The sequence below is a fragment of the Simplicispira lacusdiani genome, assembly GCF_003604195.1.
Taxonomy (GTDB): Bacteria; Pseudomonadota; Gammaproteobacteria; order Burkholderiales; family Burkholderiaceae_C; genus Simplicispira; species Simplicispira lacusdiani.
Genome location: NZ_QXGR01000004.1, coordinates 25554 through 43705, shown reverse-complemented (window position 1 = coordinate 43705; position 18152 = coordinate 25554). Strand labels below are relative to the sequence as shown.

Annotated in this window: 13 protein-coding genes; 4 read left to right on the top strand and 9 right to left on the bottom strand. The window is 69.2% G+C overall.

Annotated elements, in window-relative coordinates:
• Window positions 1-126: 126 nt before the first annotated feature.
• Window positions 127-486: a hypothetical protein gene (locus D8S75_RS06340; protein WP_198673157.1), complete on the bottom strand. Its 360-nt coding sequence runs from the start codon at window positions 484-486 to the stop codon at window positions 127-129.
• The gene (locus D8S75_RS06335; protein ID WP_119965192.1) at window positions 483-6407 is read right to left on the bottom strand and encodes an excinuclease ABC subunit UvrA; all 5925 of its coding nucleotides are present in this window, start codon (window positions 6405-6407) and stop codon (window positions 483-485) included. The genes D8S75_RS06340 and D8S75_RS06335 overlap by 4 nt, the downstream gene beginning before the upstream one ends.
• 172 nt (window positions 6408-6579) lie before the next feature.
• On the opposite strand from D8S75_RS06335, the gene D8S75_RS06330 reads away from it, so the two are divergent.
• A complete protein-coding gene (locus D8S75_RS06330; RefSeq protein WP_119965191.1) occupies window positions 6580-7701 on the top strand; it encodes an ABC transporter substrate-binding protein in 1122 nt (373 codons plus the stop codon).
• A gap of 69 nt (window positions 7702-7770) precedes the next feature.
• Here the strand turns inward: D8S75_RS06330 and D8S75_RS06325 are convergent, their stop codons facing one another.
• Both D8S75_RS06325 and D8S75_RS06320 read right to left on the bottom strand, forming a co-directional pair.
• Window positions 7771-7968 (bottom strand): hypothetical protein, encoded by a 198-nt coding sequence (locus D8S75_RS06325; protein ID WP_119965189.1) that lies wholly within the window; start codon window positions 7966-7968, stop codon window positions 7771-7773.
• Window positions 7969-8106: 138 nt separating this feature from the next.
• A complete protein-coding gene (locus tag D8S75_RS06320) occupies window positions 8107-9783 on the bottom strand; it encodes an MFS transporter (protein WP_119965187.1) in 1677 nt (558 codons plus the stop codon).
• 409 nt (window positions 9784-10192) lie between these two features.
• Here D8S75_RS06320 and D8S75_RS06315 point away from each other — a divergent pair, with 409 nt between their 5' ends.
• Window positions 10193-10501, top strand: a complete 309-nt coding sequence (locus D8S75_RS06315; RefSeq protein WP_119965185.1) for a DUF485 domain-containing protein — start codon at window positions 10193-10195, stop codon at window positions 10499-10501.
• 26 nt (window positions 10502-10527) lie between these two features.
• Window positions 10528-12234 carry a cation acetate symporter gene (locus D8S75_RS06310; protein WP_198673164.1) on the top strand — a complete coding sequence of 569 codons (1707 nt, stop codon included), beginning with the start codon at window positions 10528-10530 and terminating at the stop codon, window positions 12232-12234.
• A gap of 176 nt (window positions 12235-12410) precedes the next feature.
• Here D8S75_RS06310 and D8S75_RS06305 read toward each other — a convergent pair whose 3' ends face one another.
• The 5 genes from D8S75_RS06305 to D8S75_RS06285 are packed head-to-tail and all read right to left on the bottom strand — an operon-like array spanning window position 12411 to window position 16315.
• The gene (locus tag D8S75_RS06305; protein ID WP_119965181.1) at window positions 12411-13046 is read right to left on the bottom strand and encodes a 3'-5' exonuclease; all 636 of its coding nucleotides are present in this window, start codon (window positions 13044-13046) and stop codon (window positions 12411-12413) included.
• Window positions 13043-14863 carry a putative nucleotidyltransferase substrate binding domain-containing protein gene (locus tag D8S75_RS06300; protein ID WP_119965180.1) on the bottom strand — a complete coding sequence of 607 codons (1821 nt, stop codon included), beginning with the start codon at window positions 14861-14863 and terminating at the stop codon, window positions 13043-13045. The genes D8S75_RS06305 and D8S75_RS06300 overlap by 4 nt, the downstream gene beginning before the upstream one ends.
• Window positions 14864-14908: 45 nt before the next feature.
• Window positions 14909-15550: a 2-hydroxychromene-2-carboxylate isomerase gene (locus D8S75_RS06295; RefSeq protein WP_119965178.1), complete on the bottom strand. Its 642-nt coding sequence runs from the start codon at window positions 15548-15550 to the stop codon at window positions 14909-14911.
• Window positions 15551-15575: 25 nt separating this feature from the next.
• A complete protein-coding gene (locus tag D8S75_RS06290; protein WP_119965176.1) occupies window positions 15576-15827 on the bottom strand; it encodes a DUF1289 domain-containing protein in 252 nt (83 codons plus the stop codon).
• The gene (locus D8S75_RS06285; protein ID WP_119965175.1) at window positions 15824-16315 is read right to left on the bottom strand and encodes a YbaK/EbsC family protein; all 492 of its coding nucleotides are present in this window, start codon (window positions 16313-16315) and stop codon (window positions 15824-15826) included. Before D8S75_RS06285 ends, D8S75_RS06290 begins: the two co-directional genes overlap by 4 nt.
• 112 nt (window positions 16316-16427) lie before the next feature.
• On the opposite strand from D8S75_RS06285, the gene D8S75_RS06280 reads away from it, so the two are divergent.
• A complete protein-coding gene (locus D8S75_RS06280; protein ID WP_119965173.1) occupies window positions 16428-18146 on the top strand; it encodes a diguanylate cyclase in 1719 nt (572 codons plus the stop codon).
• The last annotated feature ends 6 nt before the right edge of the window (window positions 18147-18152 follow it).

Sequence of the window (18152 nt, the reverse complement as noted above, 5' to 3'; positions counted from 1 at the left end):
TTTATGACCCGGCACAAGCCCCTGCCAGCCGTGGTGTTACCAAGGGCATTTCAAGCAAAAAGAACCCCGAGCGCCCGTGCACAAAGCGCCATCAGCTATCTTTTCAATAGCTACAAAACGCCCTGCTCAGGCAGGCGGCAGCGCCTGCAGGTGCGCATCGCAGCCCACGCCGGCGGCGATCCAGCGCCGCGCCAGCGCCTGCTGCCAGCGCACGGCCCAGGGGCGCGTGAAGCCGGTCACCGCGCCAGGGTCGGCGACCATGCCGCAGAGGTAGCGCCGGTCCGCCTCGCTCCAGCGTAGCGCCACACAGGCGCCCGTGCGGCGGCGCGACACCAGCATGCCCAGCGGGCACGGCTCGGCCAGGCAGCACAGGCCACAGCCGTTGCAGGGCGCGCCCTCGGGGGGCTTGGGCGGCGCCTCGGGGTGCCAGTGCACCACCTGCCAGTCCGGCGGCAGGGGTGTCCGCGGCGCGCCGGGTGCGGTCATCGTGCCAGCACCGGCGCCAGCGCCACGCCCGTGTGCGTGCCCAGGCGCACCACCTCCTCGGGCGGAGCGGCGGCAACGATGCGGCCGCCGCCCGCGCCGCCCTCGGGGCCGAGGTCGATGATCCAGTCGGCCTCGGCGATCACATCGAGGTCGTGCTCGATCACCACCACGCTGTGGCCGCCGTCGACAAGGCGGTGCAGCACTCGGATGAGCTTGTCCACGTCGGACATGTGCAGGCCCACGGTGGGCTCGTCGAGCACGTAGAGCGTGTGCGGCGCCTTCTGGCCGCGCCGGCCGACCTCGTCGCGCACCTTGGTCAGCTCGGTCACGAGCTTGATGCGCTGCGCCTCGCCGCCCGACAGCGTGGGGCTGGGCTGGCCCAGCGTGAGGTAGCCCAGGCCCACGTCCTTGAGCAGTTGCAGCGGGTGCGCGATGCTGGGCATGCTGGCGAAGAAGTCCACGGCTTCGTCCACCTCCATCTGCAGCACGTCGCCAATGCTCTTGCCGCGCCAGGTGACGGCCAGCGTCTCGGGGTTGAAGCGCGCGCCGTGGCAGGCCTCGCAGGGCACCTTCACGTCGGGCAGGAAGGCCATGCCGATGGTGCGCACGCCCTGCCCCTCGCACACCGGGCAGCGGCCCTCGCCGGTGTTGAAGCTGAAGCGCCCGGCCGCGTAGCCGCGCGCCTTGGCTTCCAGCGTCTCGGCGAACAGCTTGCGCACGGTGTCCCAGAAGCCGATGTAGGTGGCCGGGCAGCTGCGCGGCGTCTTGCCGATGGGCGTCTGGTCCACTTCGAGCACGCGGTCGATGGTCTCGAAGCCCTGCAGCCCCGTGCAGCCGATGAGCGCGGGCGCGTTGCCCGCGTCCATGGCGTCGCGCCCGGCCTTGGTACTGCGCTGCTGCACCCAGGCGGCCACGTTGGCCAGCAGCACGTCGCGCGCCAGCGTGGACTTGCCCGAGCCGCTCACGCCCGTGACGGCGACGAGGCGCTGCAACGGCACGCGCGCGGTCACGTTCTGCAGGTTGTGCAACTGCGCGCCGTGCACGGTGAGCCAGCGCAGGGGGTCATCCTTCAAAGCATATTGGCCTGTAGCACCCGTGGATACAGCGCCATCAGCTACCGTTTCAATAGCATCCAACGCCATGGAACGGCGCGCCTGCAGCGGGTGCCGCATGGCGTGCAGCAGGTAGCGGCCGGTCTGCGAATCCTCGGCCCCGGTCAGGTCGGCCACGCCGCCCTGCGCCACCAGGCGCCCGCCGCGCTTGCCCGCGCTCGGGCCGATGTCGATGAGGTGGTCGGCCGCGCGGATGGTGTCCTCGTCGTGCTCCACCACCACCAGGGTGTTGCCCTTGCCGCTCAGTTGGCGCAGCGCGCGCAGCAAAATTTGGTTGTCGCGCGCGTGCAGGCCGATGGTGGGTTCGTCGAGCACGTAGCACACGCCCTGCAGGTTGCTGCCGAGCTGCGCCGCCAGGCGGATGCGCTGCGCCTCGCCGCCGCTGAGCGTGGGCGCGCCCCGGTCCAGCGTGAGGTAGCCCAGGCCCACTTCTTCGAGGAATTCGAGCCGGCTGCGGATCTCGGGGACCAGGTCGCGCGCGATCTCGGCCTCGCGGCCCGCGAGCGCCACGGTGTCGATCCAGGCGCGGATATCGCTGACCGACAGGCGCGCGATGTCGGTGATGCTCCAGCCCGCGTGGCCCGTGGCCGCGTCGGCGCCAAAGCGCACGGCGCGCGCCGTGGCGTTGAGGCGGGTGCCCTGGCAGCCGGGGCAGGCGGTGTCCTGCAGGTCCTCCACCTCGGGCTCGGCGAAGGTCTGCTCGCGGCCCTTCTGGTCGTCGGCGAGCACCGAGTCGTCGAACACCTTGCGCTGCTCCTTGGTCAGCTTGACGCCCGTGCCCACGCAGTCGGGGCACCAGCCGTGCTTGCTGTTGTAGGAGAACAGGCGAGGGTCCAGCTCGGCGTAACTGGTGCTGCACACCGGGCAGGCGCGCTTGGCCGAGAACACCTGCAGGCGCCCGATGCCCGCCGTGGGCGCACGCGCGGCCAGCGCCTCGCGCAGACCGTCCAGATGCGACAGCACATGCACCACGCCCTTGCCGTGCGTGAGCGCCTGTGCCAGCCCGTCGCGCAGCAGCGCCTCGTTCTCGGGCTGCACATCCAGGCTCAGCACGGGAAGCTCGATGGTGTGCTCCTTGAAGCGGTCGATGCGCGGAAAGCCCGAGGTCGGCAGGAAGTCGCCGTCCACGCGCAGGTGCGTGAAGCCGCGCGGGCGCGCCCAGTCGGCCAGCTCGGTATAGACGCCCTTGCGCGCCACCACCAGCGGCGCCAGCAGGCCGATGTGCTGGCCCCGGAACTCGGTGAGCAGCTGCGCGGCGATGCGCTCGGGCGTCTGCGGCTGCACGGCGGCGCCGTCCTTGGTGCAGTGCTGCACGCCGAGCTTGACGTAGAGCAGGCGCAGAAAGTGCCAGACCTCGGTGGTCGTGCCCACGGTGCTCTTGCGCCCGCCGCGCGAGAGACGCTGCTCGATCGCCACCGTGGGCGGAATGCCGTAGACGGCGTCCACCTCGGGGCGCCCGGCCGGCTGCACGATGCTGCGCGCGTAGGCGTTGAGCGATTCGAGGTAGCGGCGCTGGCCTTCGTTGAACAGGATGTCGAACGCCAGCGTGGACTTGCCCGAGCCGCTGACGCCGGTGATGACGTTGAAGCGGCCGCGCGGCACCTCCACGCTCAGGCCCTTGAGGTTGTGCTCGCGCGCGTTGACGATCTCGATGGCCTCGCGCGCCGGCGGCGCGGCGTGCCACACGGGCGCGGGCCGGTCCTGCACCGCGTGGGCGGCCGCGCCGATGGCGCGCGCATAGTCGCGCAGCGCGGCGCCAGTGTGCGAGCGCGGGTGCTCGCGCAGCTCGGCCGGCGTGCCCTCGGCCACCACCAGGCCGCCGGCGTCGCCGCCCTCGGGGCCGAGGTCGATGAGCCAGTCGGCCGCGCCGATCACGTCCAGGTTGTGCTCGATGACGATGAGCGAATGCCCGGCGTCGATGAGCCGCGCGAACGCGCGCATGAGCTTGGCGATGTCGTCGAAGTGCAGGCCCGTGGTGGGCTCGTCGAACAGGAACAGCGTGCCCTTGCGCGCCAGCGCCTGGCGGCTGCTGCTGGCCGATTTGGCCGCCTCGGCCAGGAAGCCGGCGAGCTTGAGGCGCTGCGCCTCGCCGCCCGAGAGCGTGGGCACGGGCTGGCCGAGCTTGACGTAGTCCAGTCCCACGTCCTGGATGGGGCGCAGCGCGCGCACCACGTCGCGGTCGTTGGCGAAGAGCTGCGCGGCCTCGCTCACGGTGAGCTCCAGCACGTCGGCCACGCTGAGCAGGCGGCCGCCGCGCTCGATGGTGACTTCCAGGATCTCGGGGCGGTAGCGCTTGCCGTCGCAGTCGGGGCAGCGCAGGTACACGTCGCTGAGGAACTGCATCTCCACATGCTCAAAGCCCGAGCCGCCGCAGATGGGGCAGCGCCCGTCGCCGCTGTTGAAGCTGAACTTGGCCTGGGTGTAGCCGCGCTGGCGCGACAGCGGCGCGTTGGCGAAGATCTCGCGCACGCTGTCCCAGGCGCCGACGTAGCTCACGGGGTTGGAGCGCGCCGTCTTGCCGATGGGCGACTGGTCGACGAACACCACGTCGGAGAGGTGGTCGGCGCCGAGCAGGCGGTCGTGGCGGCCGGGCGTCTCGGTCGTCTTGCCGAAGTGGCGCAGCAGCGCCGGGGCCAGCACGTCCTGGATCAGGCTGGACTTGCCCGAGCCGCTGACGCCGGTGACGCAGACCAGGCGCTGCAGCGGGAACTCCACCGTGAGGTTCTGCAGGTTGTGCTCGCGCGCGCCTTCGAGGATGAGGCGCGGCGTGGCGTCCGTCACGCGGCGCTGGAAGCCATGGCCCACATGCTTGCGGCCGCCGAGGTACTGGCCGGTCAGCGTGTCGGCACCGCGCAGTGCCTCAGGCGTGCCGTCGAAGACGATGCGCCCGCCCTGGCGTCCCGGGCCGGGGCCGAAGTCCAGCACGCGGTCGGCCGCCAGCATGACGGCCGGATCGTGCTCCACCACCACCAGGGTGTTGCCCGCGTCGCGCAGGCGCAGCATGGCCTGGGTGATGCGGTCCATGTCGCGCGGGTGCAGGCCGATGCTGGGCTCGTCGAGCACGAACAGCGTGTTCACCAGCGAGGTACCGAGCGCCGTGGTGAGGTTGATGCGCTGCACCTCGCCGCCGGACAGGGTGCGGCTCTGCCGGTCGAGCGTCAGGTAGCCGATGCCGACGTCGCTGAGGTATTTGAGGCGCGTGCCGATCTCCTCGTGCAGCAGCTTGAGGGCCTGGGCCTCGCCCGTGGCGGCGGCATTCTTTGCGTCAAATGAGCCTTCAGCGCCCGTGGATAAGGCGTCAAAAGCTACTGTTTCAGGAGCACATGGCGCCCGCTGGCTGGCCTCCATGCGCTCGAAGAAACGGCGCAGGCGGTCGATGGGCAGCAGCATCAGGTCGTGCAGGCACAGACCGGGCAAAGCTTCGAGCTGGGCGCGGCTCCACTGCACGCCCTGGGGCATGAAGCGCAGGGCCGGGTCGAGCACGGCGTCGGCATCCTGCTTGCTGCCGATGCGCCAGAGCAGGCTCTCGGTCTTCAGGCGCGCGCCGGCGCACACCGGGCACGGCGTGTAGCTGCGGTACTTTGACAGCAGCACGCGGATGTGCATTTTGTAGGCCTTGCTCTCCAGGTACTCGAAGAAGCGCTTGATGCCGTACCACTGCTGGTTCCACTTGCCCTTCCAGTTCGGCGAACCGTCGATCACCCACTGTTTCTGCTCGGGCGTGAGGCGGTACCAGGGCGTGTCGCGCGGGATGCCGGCGGCCTCTGCGTGGCGCATCAGGTCGTCCTGGCATTCCTGCCAGGCGGGCGTCTGGATGGCCTTGATGGCGCCGTTGCGCAGCGTCTTCTTCTCGTCGGGGATGACCAGGCCGTAATCCACGCCGATCACACGGCCGAAGCCCCGGCAGGTGTCGCAGGCGCCGGCGGCGGAGTTGAACGAGAACATCGAGGGCAGCGGCTCGCTGTAGCGCAGGTCGCTGTCGGGGCAGTGCAGGCCGGTGGAGAACCGCCAGATTTCGGGCTCGCCCTCCTCCACGAGGCGGTACACGTTCATGCGCCCGCCGCCGCGCTTGAGCGCCACCTCGATGGCCTCGACCACGCGCGCGCGCTCGGCATTGCCCAGGCGGAAGCGGTCGGCCACCACGTCCAGCAGCTTCACGCCGCCCGCCTCGCGCTCGGCCTGCACCTTGGTGAAGCCGCTGGCCGACAGCCACTGCTCCAGCTGCTCGGCGCTGGTGTTGGCGGGCAGCTCCACGGGGAAGGTCACGACCAGGCGCGGATAGGACATGGCCCCCACGCTCCCCACTGCGTGTGGTTCGCTGCCCCCCGAGGGGGCGCTCGCCGCCTTGGGGCGGCCCGGCGGCGGCTCGATGCCACAGCGGCGCTGCAGCTCGGCGTAGATGGTCTCGGGCGAATCGTGGCGCACGGGCTGCGCCGTCTGCTTGTCGAACAGCTGGCCGGCGCGCGCGAACAGGAGCTTGAGGTGGTCGTTCAGCTCGGTCATCGTGCCCACGGTGGAGCGCGAGCTGCGCACCGGGTTGGTCTGGTCGATGGCGATGGCCGGCGGCACGCCCTCCACCTTGTCCACGGCGGGCTTGTCCATGCGGTCGAGGAACTGGCGCGCGTAGGCGCTGAAGGTCTCGACGTAGCGGCGCTGGCCCTCGGCGTAGAGGGTGTCGAACACCAGGCTGGACTTGCCCGAGCCGCTGGGGCCGGTGACCACGGTCAGCTCTCCGGTGCGGATGTCCAGGTCCAGGTTCTGGAGATTGTGCTGGCGCGCGCCGCGGATGCGGATCTGTCCCTGGGTCATGGTGGGTGTCTTTGGTCTGTGAGGCGGAACATTCTAGGAACTGCGCGGCGCGGCAGCGCGCCAGGGCACCGATTGACCCTATGGACGGGCGGGCACGGTACGTAATGGTACGGATGGCACGCGCCGCCGCATCCCCAACACTGGCGCCTTTCGCTTTCCCCCTGGAGCCGCCATGCCCTCAACCGCCGCCCTGCGCACCCTCGCCCTCGCCGCCCTGGCCCTGCTGGCCGTGGGTGCCGCCCAGGCCCAGCTGCTGATCGGGCAGACCGTGGGCATCACCGGATCGGCCGCCGCCACCGTGAAGGAGTCCATGCAGGGCGCGGCGCTCTACATCGACCATGTGAACGCGCGCGGCGGCGTGGGCGGGCAGAAGGTGGAGGTGCTGTCGCTCGACGACCAGTTCGACCCCAAGCTCACGCTGGAGAACGCGCGCGCGCTGATCGAGCAAAAAGGCGTGCTGGCCCTGTTCATGACGCGCGGCACGCCGCACACCCAGGGCATCCTGCCGCTGCTGGAGCAGCATGGCGTGCCGCTGGTGGGCCCGTCCACCGGCGCCATGGTGCTGCACAAGCCGGTGCAGAAATACGTGTTCAACGTGCGCGCGCCCTACCAGCGCGAGGTGGAGAAGGCCATCGGCCACCTGCACACGCTGGGCGTGCAGCGCATTGGCGTGGTGCATGTGGACGACAGCTTCGGCGCCGACGGCCTGGCGGGCGCGCAGTCGGGCTTCAAGGCCAACGGCATCACGGCGCTGTTCATCGAGAAGTTCGACCGCGCCAAGCCCGACTTCAGCGCCATCGCGCCGCGCGCGGCCAAGGCCGAGCCGCAGGCCGTGGTCATCATCGGCACGGGCGCGGCCGTGGTGGACGGCATCAAGGCGCTGCGCGCCGCGGGCGTGATGGGGCAGATCGTGACGCTGTCGAACAACGCCTCGGGCGGCTTCGTGAAGGCGCTGGGCGAGAGCGCGCGCGGCGTGGTGGTGACGCAGGTGTTTCCCTCCGAACGCTCGCTGAACTCGCCGCTCATCAAGGAGGCCATGGACCTGGCCCGCGCGCGCGGCACGGGCGACCTGACGCCCGCCATGGTGGAAGGCTTCGTCGCCGCCAAGGTGCTGGTCGAGGGCCTGCGCCGCGCCGGCCCCAGGTCCGACCGCGCGCAACTGCACGCGGCCCTGGAGGGCTTGAAGAAATTCGACCTGGGCGGCCTGGAGCTGAGCTACAGCGCCAGCGACCACTCAGGCCTGGATTTCGCCGACCTGTCCATCGTTGGTCCGGACGGGCGCTTCCGCCGCTGATCCCGCGCTGAAAAGCCAAGGGCCGCCACGGCAGGCCTGCTGCCGTGGCGGCCCTTGGCCTGCGTGCGTTTACTGCGCGCTGGCGGCCGACGCGGGCGCTGCGGCGGCGGATGCCGCTGCGGCGGGCGCCGACGCGGGGGCTTCCGGTGCGTGCACGGCATCGGCGCCATGCTTCTCGCCGCTCATGTCCACCTTGTCACCGGCCTTCATGATGACGAAGAGCGACAGCGCCGCGAACAGAACGAAGCCAACGACCAATTTCCACATGGGAATCTCCTGAAAAAGAATGAAGGGGGACTGTTCAACAAAAGGGCCTCACGGTGCTCTCGCAACGCGTGAAGCCCTTTTCTGGAACACAGGGCGCCCCCCGTGGGGCCGGCCCTGCGGCATCGTAACCGCGATCGATCAGTCGTCGGCGTAGATGTCCACGTCCTTGGTTTCGCGGATGAACAGCGTGCCGATGATGGCCGTGGCGCCAGCCACGATGATCGGGTACCACAGGCCGTTGTACATGTTGCCGGTCTGGGCCACGATGGCGAACGAGGTGGTGGGCAGCAGGCCGCCGAACCAGCCGTTGCCGATGTGGTAGGGCAGCGACATGGAGGTGTAGCGGATGCGGGTCGGGAACAGCTCCACCAGCATGGCGGCGATGGGGCCGTACACCATGGTCACCAGGATCACCAGATAGGTCAGGATGGCGATCATCATGACCTTGTTCATCTTGGCGGGGTCGGCCTTGGCGGGGTAGCCGTCGGCCTTCAGCGTCTCGGCCACGGCCTTCTTGAAGGCTGCGTCCTTGGCCTTGGCCTCGTCGGCGGGGAGGCCCTTGGAGGCATAGCCCTGGATCACCTTCTCGCCGATCTTGATGACGGCGGGGGTGCCGGCGGGAGCGGCTTCGTTGTCATAGCTCACCGAGCTGGCGGCCAGCACCTGCTTGGCGATGTCGCACGAGCTGGTGAACTTCACCGTGCCGGTGGGGTTGAACTGGAACGAGCACTCGGCCGGGTCGGCGACGACCACCACCTTGTTCTTGGCCTGCGCGGCGGCCAGATCGGGGTTGGCGGCTTCGGTCAGCATCTTGAACACGGGGAAGTAGGTCACCACGGCCAGCGCGCAGCCCAGCATGATGATGGGCTTGCGGCCGATCTTGTCGGACAGCGAACCGAAGAACACGAAGAACGGCGTGCCGATCAGCAGCGAGGCGGCGATCATCAGGTTGGCCGTGACGGCATCGACCTTGAGCTGCTGCGTCAGGAAGAACAGCGCGTAGAACTGGCCGGTGTACCAGACCACGGCCTGGCCGGCGGTCAGGCCGATCAGGGCCAGGATCACGATCTTGAGGTTCTTCCACTGGCCGAAGGACTCGGACAGCGGGGCCTTGGAGGTCTTGCCCTCGGCCTTCATCTTCTGGAAGGCGGGGGATTCGGACAGCGACAGGCGGATCCACACCGAGATGCCCAGCAGCAGGATGGACACCAGGAACGGAATGCGCCAGCCCCAGTCGCCGAAGGCGGCCTCGCCCATGACGGTGCGGGTACCCAGGATGACCAGCAGCGACAGGAACAGGCCCAGCGTGGCGGTGGTCTGGATCCAGGAGGTGTAGGCACCGCGCTTGCCGTGCGGAGCGTGCTCGGCCACGTAGGTGGCGGCGCCGCCGTACTCACCGCCGAGCGCCAGGCCCTGCAGCATGCGCAGGCAGATCAGGATGACCGGAGCGGCCACGCCGATGCTGGCATAGGACGGCAGCACGCCCACGATGAACGTGGAAATGCCCATGATCAGGATGGTGACCAGGAAGGTGTACTTGCGGCCGATCATGTCGCCCAGGCGGCCGAACACCAGCGCGCCGAAGGGGCGCACGATGAAGCCCGCGGCGAAGGCCAGCAGCGCGAAGATGAACGCGGAGCCCGCGTCCAGTCCGCTGAAGAACTGCTTGGCGATGATGGCGGCGAGCGAGCCGTACAGATAGAAGTCGTACCACTCGAAAACCGTGCCGAGCGATGAAGCGAAGATCACTTTCTTCTCTTCAGCGGACATCGGCCTCGCTGCGGGATGCACTTTCGCGGAGCCGCCGACTGACATCGGCCGCATTCCGGGTTGCTGGGTTGCCATGATTTGTCTCCTGTGATTTTTTGAATTACAGGCAAATGCGAAAAATTACCTGTGGGGCCACTATCAAGGCCGCCACTGACACCGCTCTGACGCATTTCTTACAGAGATTGACGCGAAACTTCCGCCAGGCTTACAGCTTTGGTAGTAACCCTCGGACCTCTTTTCCCGATGCGAAAAAGCACCTTCCCCGGACCGTTGCGCCGGTCTGCGCGCTGACGCCAAACACGCATGGATGCTGGCTTTGCGGCTGGTGCATTGCACAAAAATGCTGCACTGCGTAAGGAGTTGGTCAGTGCGCATTTGCAGAATCAAAAACGTGTGAGCGGCGCCATGCCGCCCCCATTGCGGTTTCGCATCCCAACCTAGAGGAGACATATCCATGAGTGACCCGGTGGTCCAGAAAATACAAAGCCATCCGAAGTACCTGGAGTTGCGCACCAAGCGCAACCGCCTGGGCATCTTGCTGACCGCGCTGATGCTGCTCGCGTACTACGGCTACATCGCGCTGATCGCCTTCGACAAGAAGTTCCTGGCCCAGCCCATTGGCGCCGGCGTGACCTCGCTGGGCATTCCGATCGGCATGGGCGTGATCGTCTTCACCATCGTGATCACCGGCATCTACGTGCGCCGCGCCAATAGCGAATTCGACTCCCTGACCAAAGACATCCTGAAAGACGCATCGCAATGAACGCCAAGAAGAACCACGGGAGCAGCATGCTCGTGCTCCTCGCCTTGCTGGCAGCGGGCAGCGCCCATGCCGCCGGCGGCGACGTCGGCCAGGCCGCCAAGCAGGCCACCAACTGGACGGCCATCATCATGTTCGGCGTGTTCGTCGCCGGCACGCTCTGGATCACCAAATGGGCCGCCGCCAAGACCAAATCGGCCGCCGACTTCTACACCGCCGGCGGCGGCATCACCGGCTTCCAGAACGGCCTGGCCATCGCGGGTGACTACATGTCCGCGGCCTCGTTCCTGGGCATCTCGGCGGCCGTGATGGCCACCGGCTACGACGGCCTGATCTACTCCATCGGCTTCCTCGTGGGCTGGCCCATCATCACCTTCCTGATGGCCGAGCGCCTGCGCAACCTGGGCAAGTTCACCTTCGCCGACGTGGCGGGCTACCGCTTCCAGCAGACGCCGATCCGCGCCTTCGCGGCCTCGGGCACGCTGGTGGTGGTGGCGTTCTACCTGATCGCGCAGATGGTCGGCGCCGGCCAGCTCATCAAGCTGCTGTTCGGCCTGGAGTACTGGATGGCCGTGGTCATCGTCGGCGCGCTGATGATGGTGTATGTGCTGTTCGGCGGCATGACGGCCACCACCTGGGTGCAGATCATCAAGGCGGTGATGCTGCTGGCCGGCGTGAGCTTCATGGCCTTCATGGTGCTGGCGCAATACGGCTTCAGCCCCGAGGCGCTGTTCGCCAAGGGCGTGGAAGTGCGCACCAAGATCGCCGCCAACACCGGCATGTCGGCCGAGGACGCCGCCAAGAAGGGCCTGTCCATCATGGGCCCGGGCGGCTTCATCAAGGACCCGATCTCGGCCATCTCGTTCGGCATGGCGCTGATGTTCGGCACCGCCGGGCTGCCGCACATCCTGATGCGTTTCTTCACCGTGCCCGATGCCAAGGAAGCGCGCAAGTCGGTGCTGTGGGCCACGACCTGGATCGGCTACTTCTACATCCTGATCTTCATCATCGGCTTCGGCGCCATCACCCTGGTGCTGACCAACCCCGAGATGGCGGACGTGGTCAAGGGCGTGATCCACGGCGGCGCGGGCACGGCCAACATGGCGGCCGTGCTGGTGGCCAAGTCGGTGGGCGGCAACATCTTCTACGGCTTCATCTCGGCCGTGGCGTTCGCCACCATCCTGGCCGTGGTGGCCGGTCTGACGCTCTCGGGCGCCTCGGCCGTGTCGCACGACCTGTACGCCACGGTGTTCAAGAAGGGCAAGGCCGACAGCGCTTCCGAGCTGAAGGTCTCGCGCATCACCACCCTGGCCCTGGGCGTGATCGCCGTGGTGCTGGGCATCGCCTTCGAGAAGCAGAACATCGCCTTCATGGTGTCGCTGGCGTTCGCCATCGCGGCCTCGGCCAACTTCCCGGTGCTGTTCATGTCGGTGCTCTGGAAAGACTGCACGACGCGCGGCGCGGTGATCGGCGGCTTCCTGGGCCTGATCTCCTCGGTGGGCCTGACCATCGTGTCGCCCTCGGTGTGGGAAGCCACGCTGGGCAACCCGGCCGGCTCGGCGCTGTTCCCCTACACCTCGCCGGCGCTGTTCTCCATGACCATCGGCTTCGTGGGCATCTGGCTCTTCTCGATCACCGACAAGAGCGCCAACGCCGCGCGCGAGCGCGCTGCGTTCCCGGCGCAGCAGGTGCGCTCCGAAACCGGCTTCGGCGCAGCGGGTGCATCCGGCCACTGACCACAAGAAGAAGCGCAACCACTGGCGCGGCGGCCCCTCCGCCGCGCCGCCTCCACCGGGCCCCGTGCCCGGTTTTTCATTTCCGGGAGCCTGCGCACAGGGCGCTTTTGCTATTAAAACAATAGCTATTGGCGCTTTACGGAAGGGCCCCGAAGCCCGATTTGGCTTGGATTGGCTCAGCCGCCGCGCAACTGGCGCAGCTTGACGAAGGCCAGCGCCGCCATCACCGCGTCGTTGAGCGCGTCGTGCGCGTCGCGCCGGGGCAGGCCCAGGTCGTCCATCAGCGTGGAAAAGCGCAGGTCGATGTCGGCGTTGGCCTGCTGCTGGTAGGGCGGGAGCTGGCGGAACTTGTGCTCGTAGTACATCGCCGAGACCTCGATCTTGGGCTGCGGCAGCCCCATGCCGAGCATGGGCCAGAGCGCGCGGTTGAGCATGGCCACGTCGAATTCGAGGTAGTAGCCCACCAGCGGGCGGCTGCCGATGAAGCGCAGCAACCGGCCCATGGCCTCCTGCAGCGGCAGGCCCTGCGCCACGTCCTGGCTGCGCAGGCGGTGGATGCGCACGCTGTCGGCCGACACGCCTTTTTCCGGGCGCACCAGCAGCTCCAGCCGCTCGCTCGTCAGGATGCGGTTGCCTGCGATGCGCACCGCGCCGATGGCGATGATTTCGTCGTTGCGCACGTTGAGCCCCGTGGTCTCGCAGTCCAGCGCCACCCATTCATCGGGCGGCGGCGGATCGAACAGGAAGGCATAGGCCGGGTCGGCCAGGTGGTAGAGCAGCCAGGCACGCCGCACGCGCTCGAACAGGCTCACAGCGCGTCCAGCTTCAGCCGGTGGTGCAGCAGGGCCTTGAAGCGCTTGACCACGGCCAGCGCATCCTTGAGCAGGTCGCGCTCCAGGCTGCTCAGGCGTTCGGGGTCGACATTGCCGGTGACCGGGCGGCCGGTGTCGGTCTCGGCCAGCCCGGCCTTGAGGCGCAGGCCCATGAGGAAGTGCAGGCTCTGCACCAGCTCGTCGCCCAGCGCCGCGTCGAGCGTGCCGTCGGCCACCAGGGCCCGGATGCGCTCGGCCGTGCCGGTGGCGGCCACGCGCCGTGCCAGGGCCAGGCTGCGCACGCCGTGCACGATGGGGAAGATGCCGGCCTTCTTGAGACTGATCCTGTGCCCCTCGTCGCCCAGGCCGAACAGGCGGCTCCACCAGCCCGTGGGGCCGCCGAAGTTCTCCACCGCAGCGGCGAAGCGCGCCAGCACGGCGTCGTTGTCCACGGCCAGCGCCGCCACGCCCTCGCGCACGGTGGCCAGCAGCGCGGCGTCGCCGGCCACGGCGTGGGCGTCGAGGAAGATGGCCAGCTGCATCAGGCTGTCGCCCTCGGGCTGCAGCAGCCACTGGCGCACGCGCTGGCCGAACTCGCCCGCCGCGCCGCGCCAGTCGGGGTTGCTGACCATGATGCGGCCCGGGCATTCGGGGTAGCCGAAACTCGCCAGCACCTCGGAAAAGCGCTGGCAGATGGCGTCGAGGTCGGCGGGCGGCGCGTAGCCGTCACGCAGCACCAGGCCGTTGTCCTGGTCGGTCTTGAGCAACTGCTCACCGCGCCCCTCGCTGCCCATGACGAACAGGCAGCTGTTGTCCACCAGCGCGGGCGGCGCCACCATGGTCCAGGCACGCTCGAACAGCCGGGCGTTGAGCTGTTGCACCAGCTTGGCCATGAGGCCGATGCGCGTGCCCGCGCGGTACAGCGCCGCGATCAGCCGCGTGATCTGCGCCGCCGCCTGGGCCAGCGCCTCCAGGTCCTGCGCATGCTCGATCTGCACCGTGATGAGGTGCGAGTGGTTGGCCAGGAAGCTGAACAGGTCGAGCGCCTCCAGGATGCCGCGCACCGTGCCGCCCTCCTCCACCACCACGAGGCGGTGCACGCGGCGGCGCAGCATCAGCGCCATGGCGTCGCCGAGCTGGTCCGCCGGCCGCACGGTGACCACCGGGCCGCTGGCCAGCTCGCCCACGGCCAGCCGGTCCAGCGGGCGGCCGTCGAGGATGGCGCGCTGCAGGCTGGTGTTGGTGAAGATGCCCAGCGCGCCGCCGGGCAGGCCCGTGACCAGCACGTTGGTGGTGCGCTGTGCCTGGAACAGGCGCACCACCGAGACGATGTCGGTGGCCGCGTCCACCGTGTGCGCCGGACGCAGGAAGGCCTGGTCCACGCGCGCCAGGGTGAGCGACTGCAGCTCGTGCTGGTCGGCGCGCTGCGCCAGCGCGCTGAGCTTCTGCCCCAGGTCGGAGAACAGCAGCGCGCCGAAGGTGGTGTTGCGCGCGATGAGCTCGTTCACCGCCGCGTGGGCGAGCTGGTAGGCCACCACCTCCTCGGCGGCGACGAAGCGGCTGTTGACACGCCCGGTCATCAGGCCGCAGCCGTCGAAGCAATCGTCCGGCCCGTAGGTGGCCAGCACCTCGTCGCCCTCGGTCTGCGTGACGTAGCCCTTGATGAGGACGAACAGGTGCGTGGGCGCCACGCCCACGTCGAGCACCACGGCGCCCTCGGGGAAGTAGGCGATGTCGACGCTGGCGCGCACCAGGTGCTGCTCGTCCAGGCTCAGGCAGTCGAAAGGCGAGGCATTGAAATTGAAGGCGCTGGGCATGGGTGCAGACGATGAAGGGGCCGCGCCAGGGCGTGGCCCCCGCATTCAAACCGGCAGGCCTTGCGCCACGCTTGCAGCGGCGTCCCAGCCTTGGTCGAACCAGGCGTCGCCCTCCAGGTAGGCGCGCAGCATGGGCAGGCTGTCGTAGCCCCAGAAGACCTTGCCGTCCACCTCCAGGGCCGGCACGCCGAACACGCCGCGCGCCGTGGCGGCCTCGGTGTTGGCGCGCAGCAGCGCCTTGGCGCGCGCGCCATCCTCGTCGCCGGGCTTGCGCTGGGGCTCCAGCTCGGCGGCGAGCTGGGTCAGGCGCTCGGCGTCGAGCGCATCCTGCCCGCCCTGCCAGACATGGCGGAACACCGTGCCGGTGACGAAACGGTTGATGCTGCCGTCCTCGCTGCAGGCCAGGGCCAGGCGCAGCAGCGCCAGCGGGTTGAACGGGTGGCGCGCCGGCATGGCCAGCGGCACGCCCAGCGAATGGCCGAGCCAGACCGCATGGCGGTAGGTCCAGTCGCGCTTGGGAGCGATGCCCGCCGGGCCCGGGTTGCCATGCTGCTTGAGCAGCGCGCCCAGCAGCACCGGCCGGTATTCCACGCTGTGGCTCAGGCCCTCCAGCACCTCGGGCAGGCGCTCGAAGGCCAGCCAGGCATAGGGTGAAACAAAGTCCAGGTGGAAGACGATGTGCTTCATGGCGGCTCCTAGGTCGAGAGGGTCTTCAGGGAGGGAAAGCGATGCCGGCGCGCTGCGCCAGCCGCGCCCAGATGGCCAGGCGTTCGGCGCTGTCGGCCTGCGCCCAGGCGCGGATCTCGGGGATGGTGCGGAAGCACCCCTCGCAGTGGCTGCGGTCCTCGGACATGCGGCACACGGAAATGCAGGGCGAGGGGATCACCTCGTCGGAATTCGCATCAAAATAGCCCGCTTCGCCCAGCAGACGGGCGCGAGCAGCTATGCCTTCTGTAGCGCTCATGCGGCTGCGGGCTCCTGCACCACATCGACCACCGGCGCGCCGGTGAGCCGTTCCAGGTCGGCGGGATGGAGCGGAAACACGCCGTGCGGGTGCCCGGCGGCGGCCCAGACCACGTCGAAGCGCAGCAGGTCGCGGTCGATCAGCGTGACCGGGGGCGTGGCATGCGCCACGGGCGACACGCCGCCGATCGAGAAGCCGGTGCGCTCCTTCACGAAGCCGGCGTCGGCCCGACCGATCTTGCCCACATGGGCCTCGACCTTCTTCTCGTCCACGCGCCGGTCGCCCGAGGTGATGACGAGCACGGCCGCGTCGTCGCCCTTGCGCCGGAAGATGATGCTCTTGGCGATCTGGCCAAGCTGCACGCCGAGCTGGTCGGCCGCCTGCTGCGCGGTGCGGGCGGCGTCGTCGAGCATGCGCGGTCCGTGGGGATGGCCGGCCGCCTGCAATGCGGCGGCCACGCGTTGGGTGCTTTCTGGAAGGTGGTTCATGGCGGGCTGTGCGGGCCGGTGCGCACCTGGCAAAAGACGCCTCCGGCAAGGGCTGCGTCACGAAAACTGAGTGCACACACGGTTACAGTGTGGATATTGCCCTCCATTGTCCATGAAGCTGCTTCGCGCCTGCCTGCTGCTGTGCCTCCTTGCCATCCACCTGTCAGGGGCCCGGGCCACGCCCATCGTCCTCGATGAGCACCGGCAAGGCTTGCTGCTCGGCGAAACCGTCCCGCTGCAGTGGCTGGAGGACGACAGCGGCACGCTGACGCTGGACGACCTTCTCGGCCCCGCACACGCCGGGCGCTTCGTGTCCACCGCGAACCCGCCGCGTGGCGGCGGCGCGCGGCCGCACTGGTTCAAGGTGGAACTAGAGCAGCGCGCCGAGAGCGGCGACTGGGTGCTGGCCACGCAGACCACGGCGCTGAAGGACGTGCGCTTCCACGGCCCGTTCGACGCCCAGGGCCGGGCGCTGGCACCGCCGGTGCACACCGGTCTGTCGCAGCCCTTTGCCACCCGGCCCCTGGGCAGCGAGCGCTACCTCATGCGCCTGCAGCTGCCCGGCCCGGGCACCTACACGGTCTATGCCCGGCTGCTCGGCGAGACGGCGCCCATCCTGGGCCTGTCGGTCTGGGACACGGCCGAATACCTGCAATGGCGCCAGCACAAGCGGCTGTTCGACGGCATCTGCTACGGCATCCTGCTGGCGCTGCTGGTCTACAACCTCGCGCTCGCGGGCATCTTCCGCGATGCCACCTACGGTTTCTACATCGGCCAGTGCGCCTTCGCGCTGCTGACGCTGGCCAGCTTCAACGGCCACGCGGCCCACTACCTGTGGGGCCAGTGGCCCTGGTGGCAGGAGCGCGGCAACGTGGTGCTGCCCAGCCTGTGGCTGCTGTTCGGCGCGCTGTTCACGCGCAGCTTCCTGGGCACGCGGCAGTTGCCCCTGCTGGACCGGCTGGTGCAGGCCATTGCCGCGCTGGCCGCGTTCACCGCCCTGCTGGGCCTGCTGGGCCTGTTCGCCACGGCCCAGACCCTGAACGAAACCGCCGCCAGCCTGGGCGCGCTGCTGGCCGCCGTGGCGGCCGTCGCCATCCTGCGGCGCGATTTCGCGCCCGCGCAGTGGTACCTGGGCGGCCAGGCCATGCTGTTTTTGTCGGTGCTGGGCGTGGTGCTGGTCAACTGGAAGGTGATCGACGCGCCCTTCCTGCTGGCCAACGGCCTGCAGATCGGCGTGGCGGCCGAGATGGTGGTGTTCGCCATCGCGCTGAGCAGCCGCATCAGCGGCCTGCGCGCCTCGCAGATCGAACTGCGCCTGCATGCCGCGCACCTGGCGCAGGCCGCCGCCACCGATCCGCTGACCGGCCTGGCCAACCGCACCGGACTGGCCCAGGGCGCCACGCGGATGCTGGCCGACCACTTGCCGCATGCGCTGATGCTGCTCGACCTGGACCGTTTCAAGCCCATCAACGACGCCCACGGACACGACGCGGGCGACGCCGTGCTGCGCGCCGTGGCGGCGCGCCTGCAGGCCCAGGTCCGCGCGGGCGACATCGTGGCGCGGCTGGGCGGCGACGAATTCGTGGTCCTGCTCGCCGCGCCGCTGCCCGACGATCAGTTGGCGGCACTGGCACGGCGCCTGGACGCCGCGGTGCGCCAGCCGGTGGATTTCCAGGGCCAGGCGCTCACCGTGGGGGCCAGCACCGGCATCGCGCGCAGCCCGCAGGACGGCCACACCCTCATCGAGCTGATGCGCAGCGCCGACCAGGCCATGTACCAGGCCAAGCAGGCGGGCACCGGCCACGCGTTCTGGAAGAAGGCTTCGTCCTGAGAGCCC

Coding starts and splice junctions, on each gene's coding strand:
- D8S75_RS06280 (WP_119965173.1), top strand. CDS start 16,428: ATGAAGCTGCTTCGCGCCTGCCTGCTGCTGTGCCTCCTTGCCATCCAC.
- D8S75_RS06335 (WP_119965192.1), bottom strand. CDS start 6,407: ATGACCCAGGGACAGATCCGCATCCGCGGCGCGCGCCAGCACAATCTC.
- D8S75_RS06320 (WP_119965187.1), bottom strand. CDS start 9,783: ATGTCAGTCGGCGGCTCCGCGAAAGTGCATCCCGCAGCGAGGCCGATG.
- D8S75_RS06340 (WP_198673157.1), bottom strand. CDS start 486: ATGACCGCACCCGGCGCGCCGCGGACACCCCTGCCGCCGGACTGGCAG.
- D8S75_RS06295 (WP_119965178.1), bottom strand. CDS start 15,550: ATGAAGCACATCGTCTTCCACCTGGACTTTGTTTCACCCTATGCCTGG.
- D8S75_RS06290 (WP_119965176.1), bottom strand. CDS start 15,827: ATGAGCGCTACAGAAGGCATAGCTGCTCGCGCCCGTCTGCTGGGCGAA.
- D8S75_RS06330 (WP_119965191.1), top strand. CDS start 6,580: ATGCCCTCAACCGCCGCCCTGCGCACCCTCGCCCTCGCCGCCCTGGCC.
- D8S75_RS06300 (WP_119965180.1), bottom strand. CDS start 14,863: ATGCCCAGCGCCTTCAATTTCAATGCCTCGCCTTTCGACTGCCTGAGC.
- D8S75_RS06315 (WP_119965185.1), top strand. CDS start 10,193: ATGAGTGACCCGGTGGTCCAGAAAATACAAAGCCATCCGAAGTACCTG.
- D8S75_RS06310 (WP_198673164.1), top strand. CDS start 10,528: ATGCTCGTGCTCCTCGCCTTGCTGGCAGCGGGCAGCGCCCATGCCGCC.
- D8S75_RS06285 (WP_119965175.1), bottom strand. CDS start 16,315: ATGAACCACCTTCCAGAAAGCACCCAACGCGTGGCCGCCGCATTGCAG.
- D8S75_RS06325 (WP_119965189.1), bottom strand. CDS start 7,968: ATGTGGAAATTGGTCGTTGGCTTCGTTCTGTTCGCGGCGCTGTCGCTC.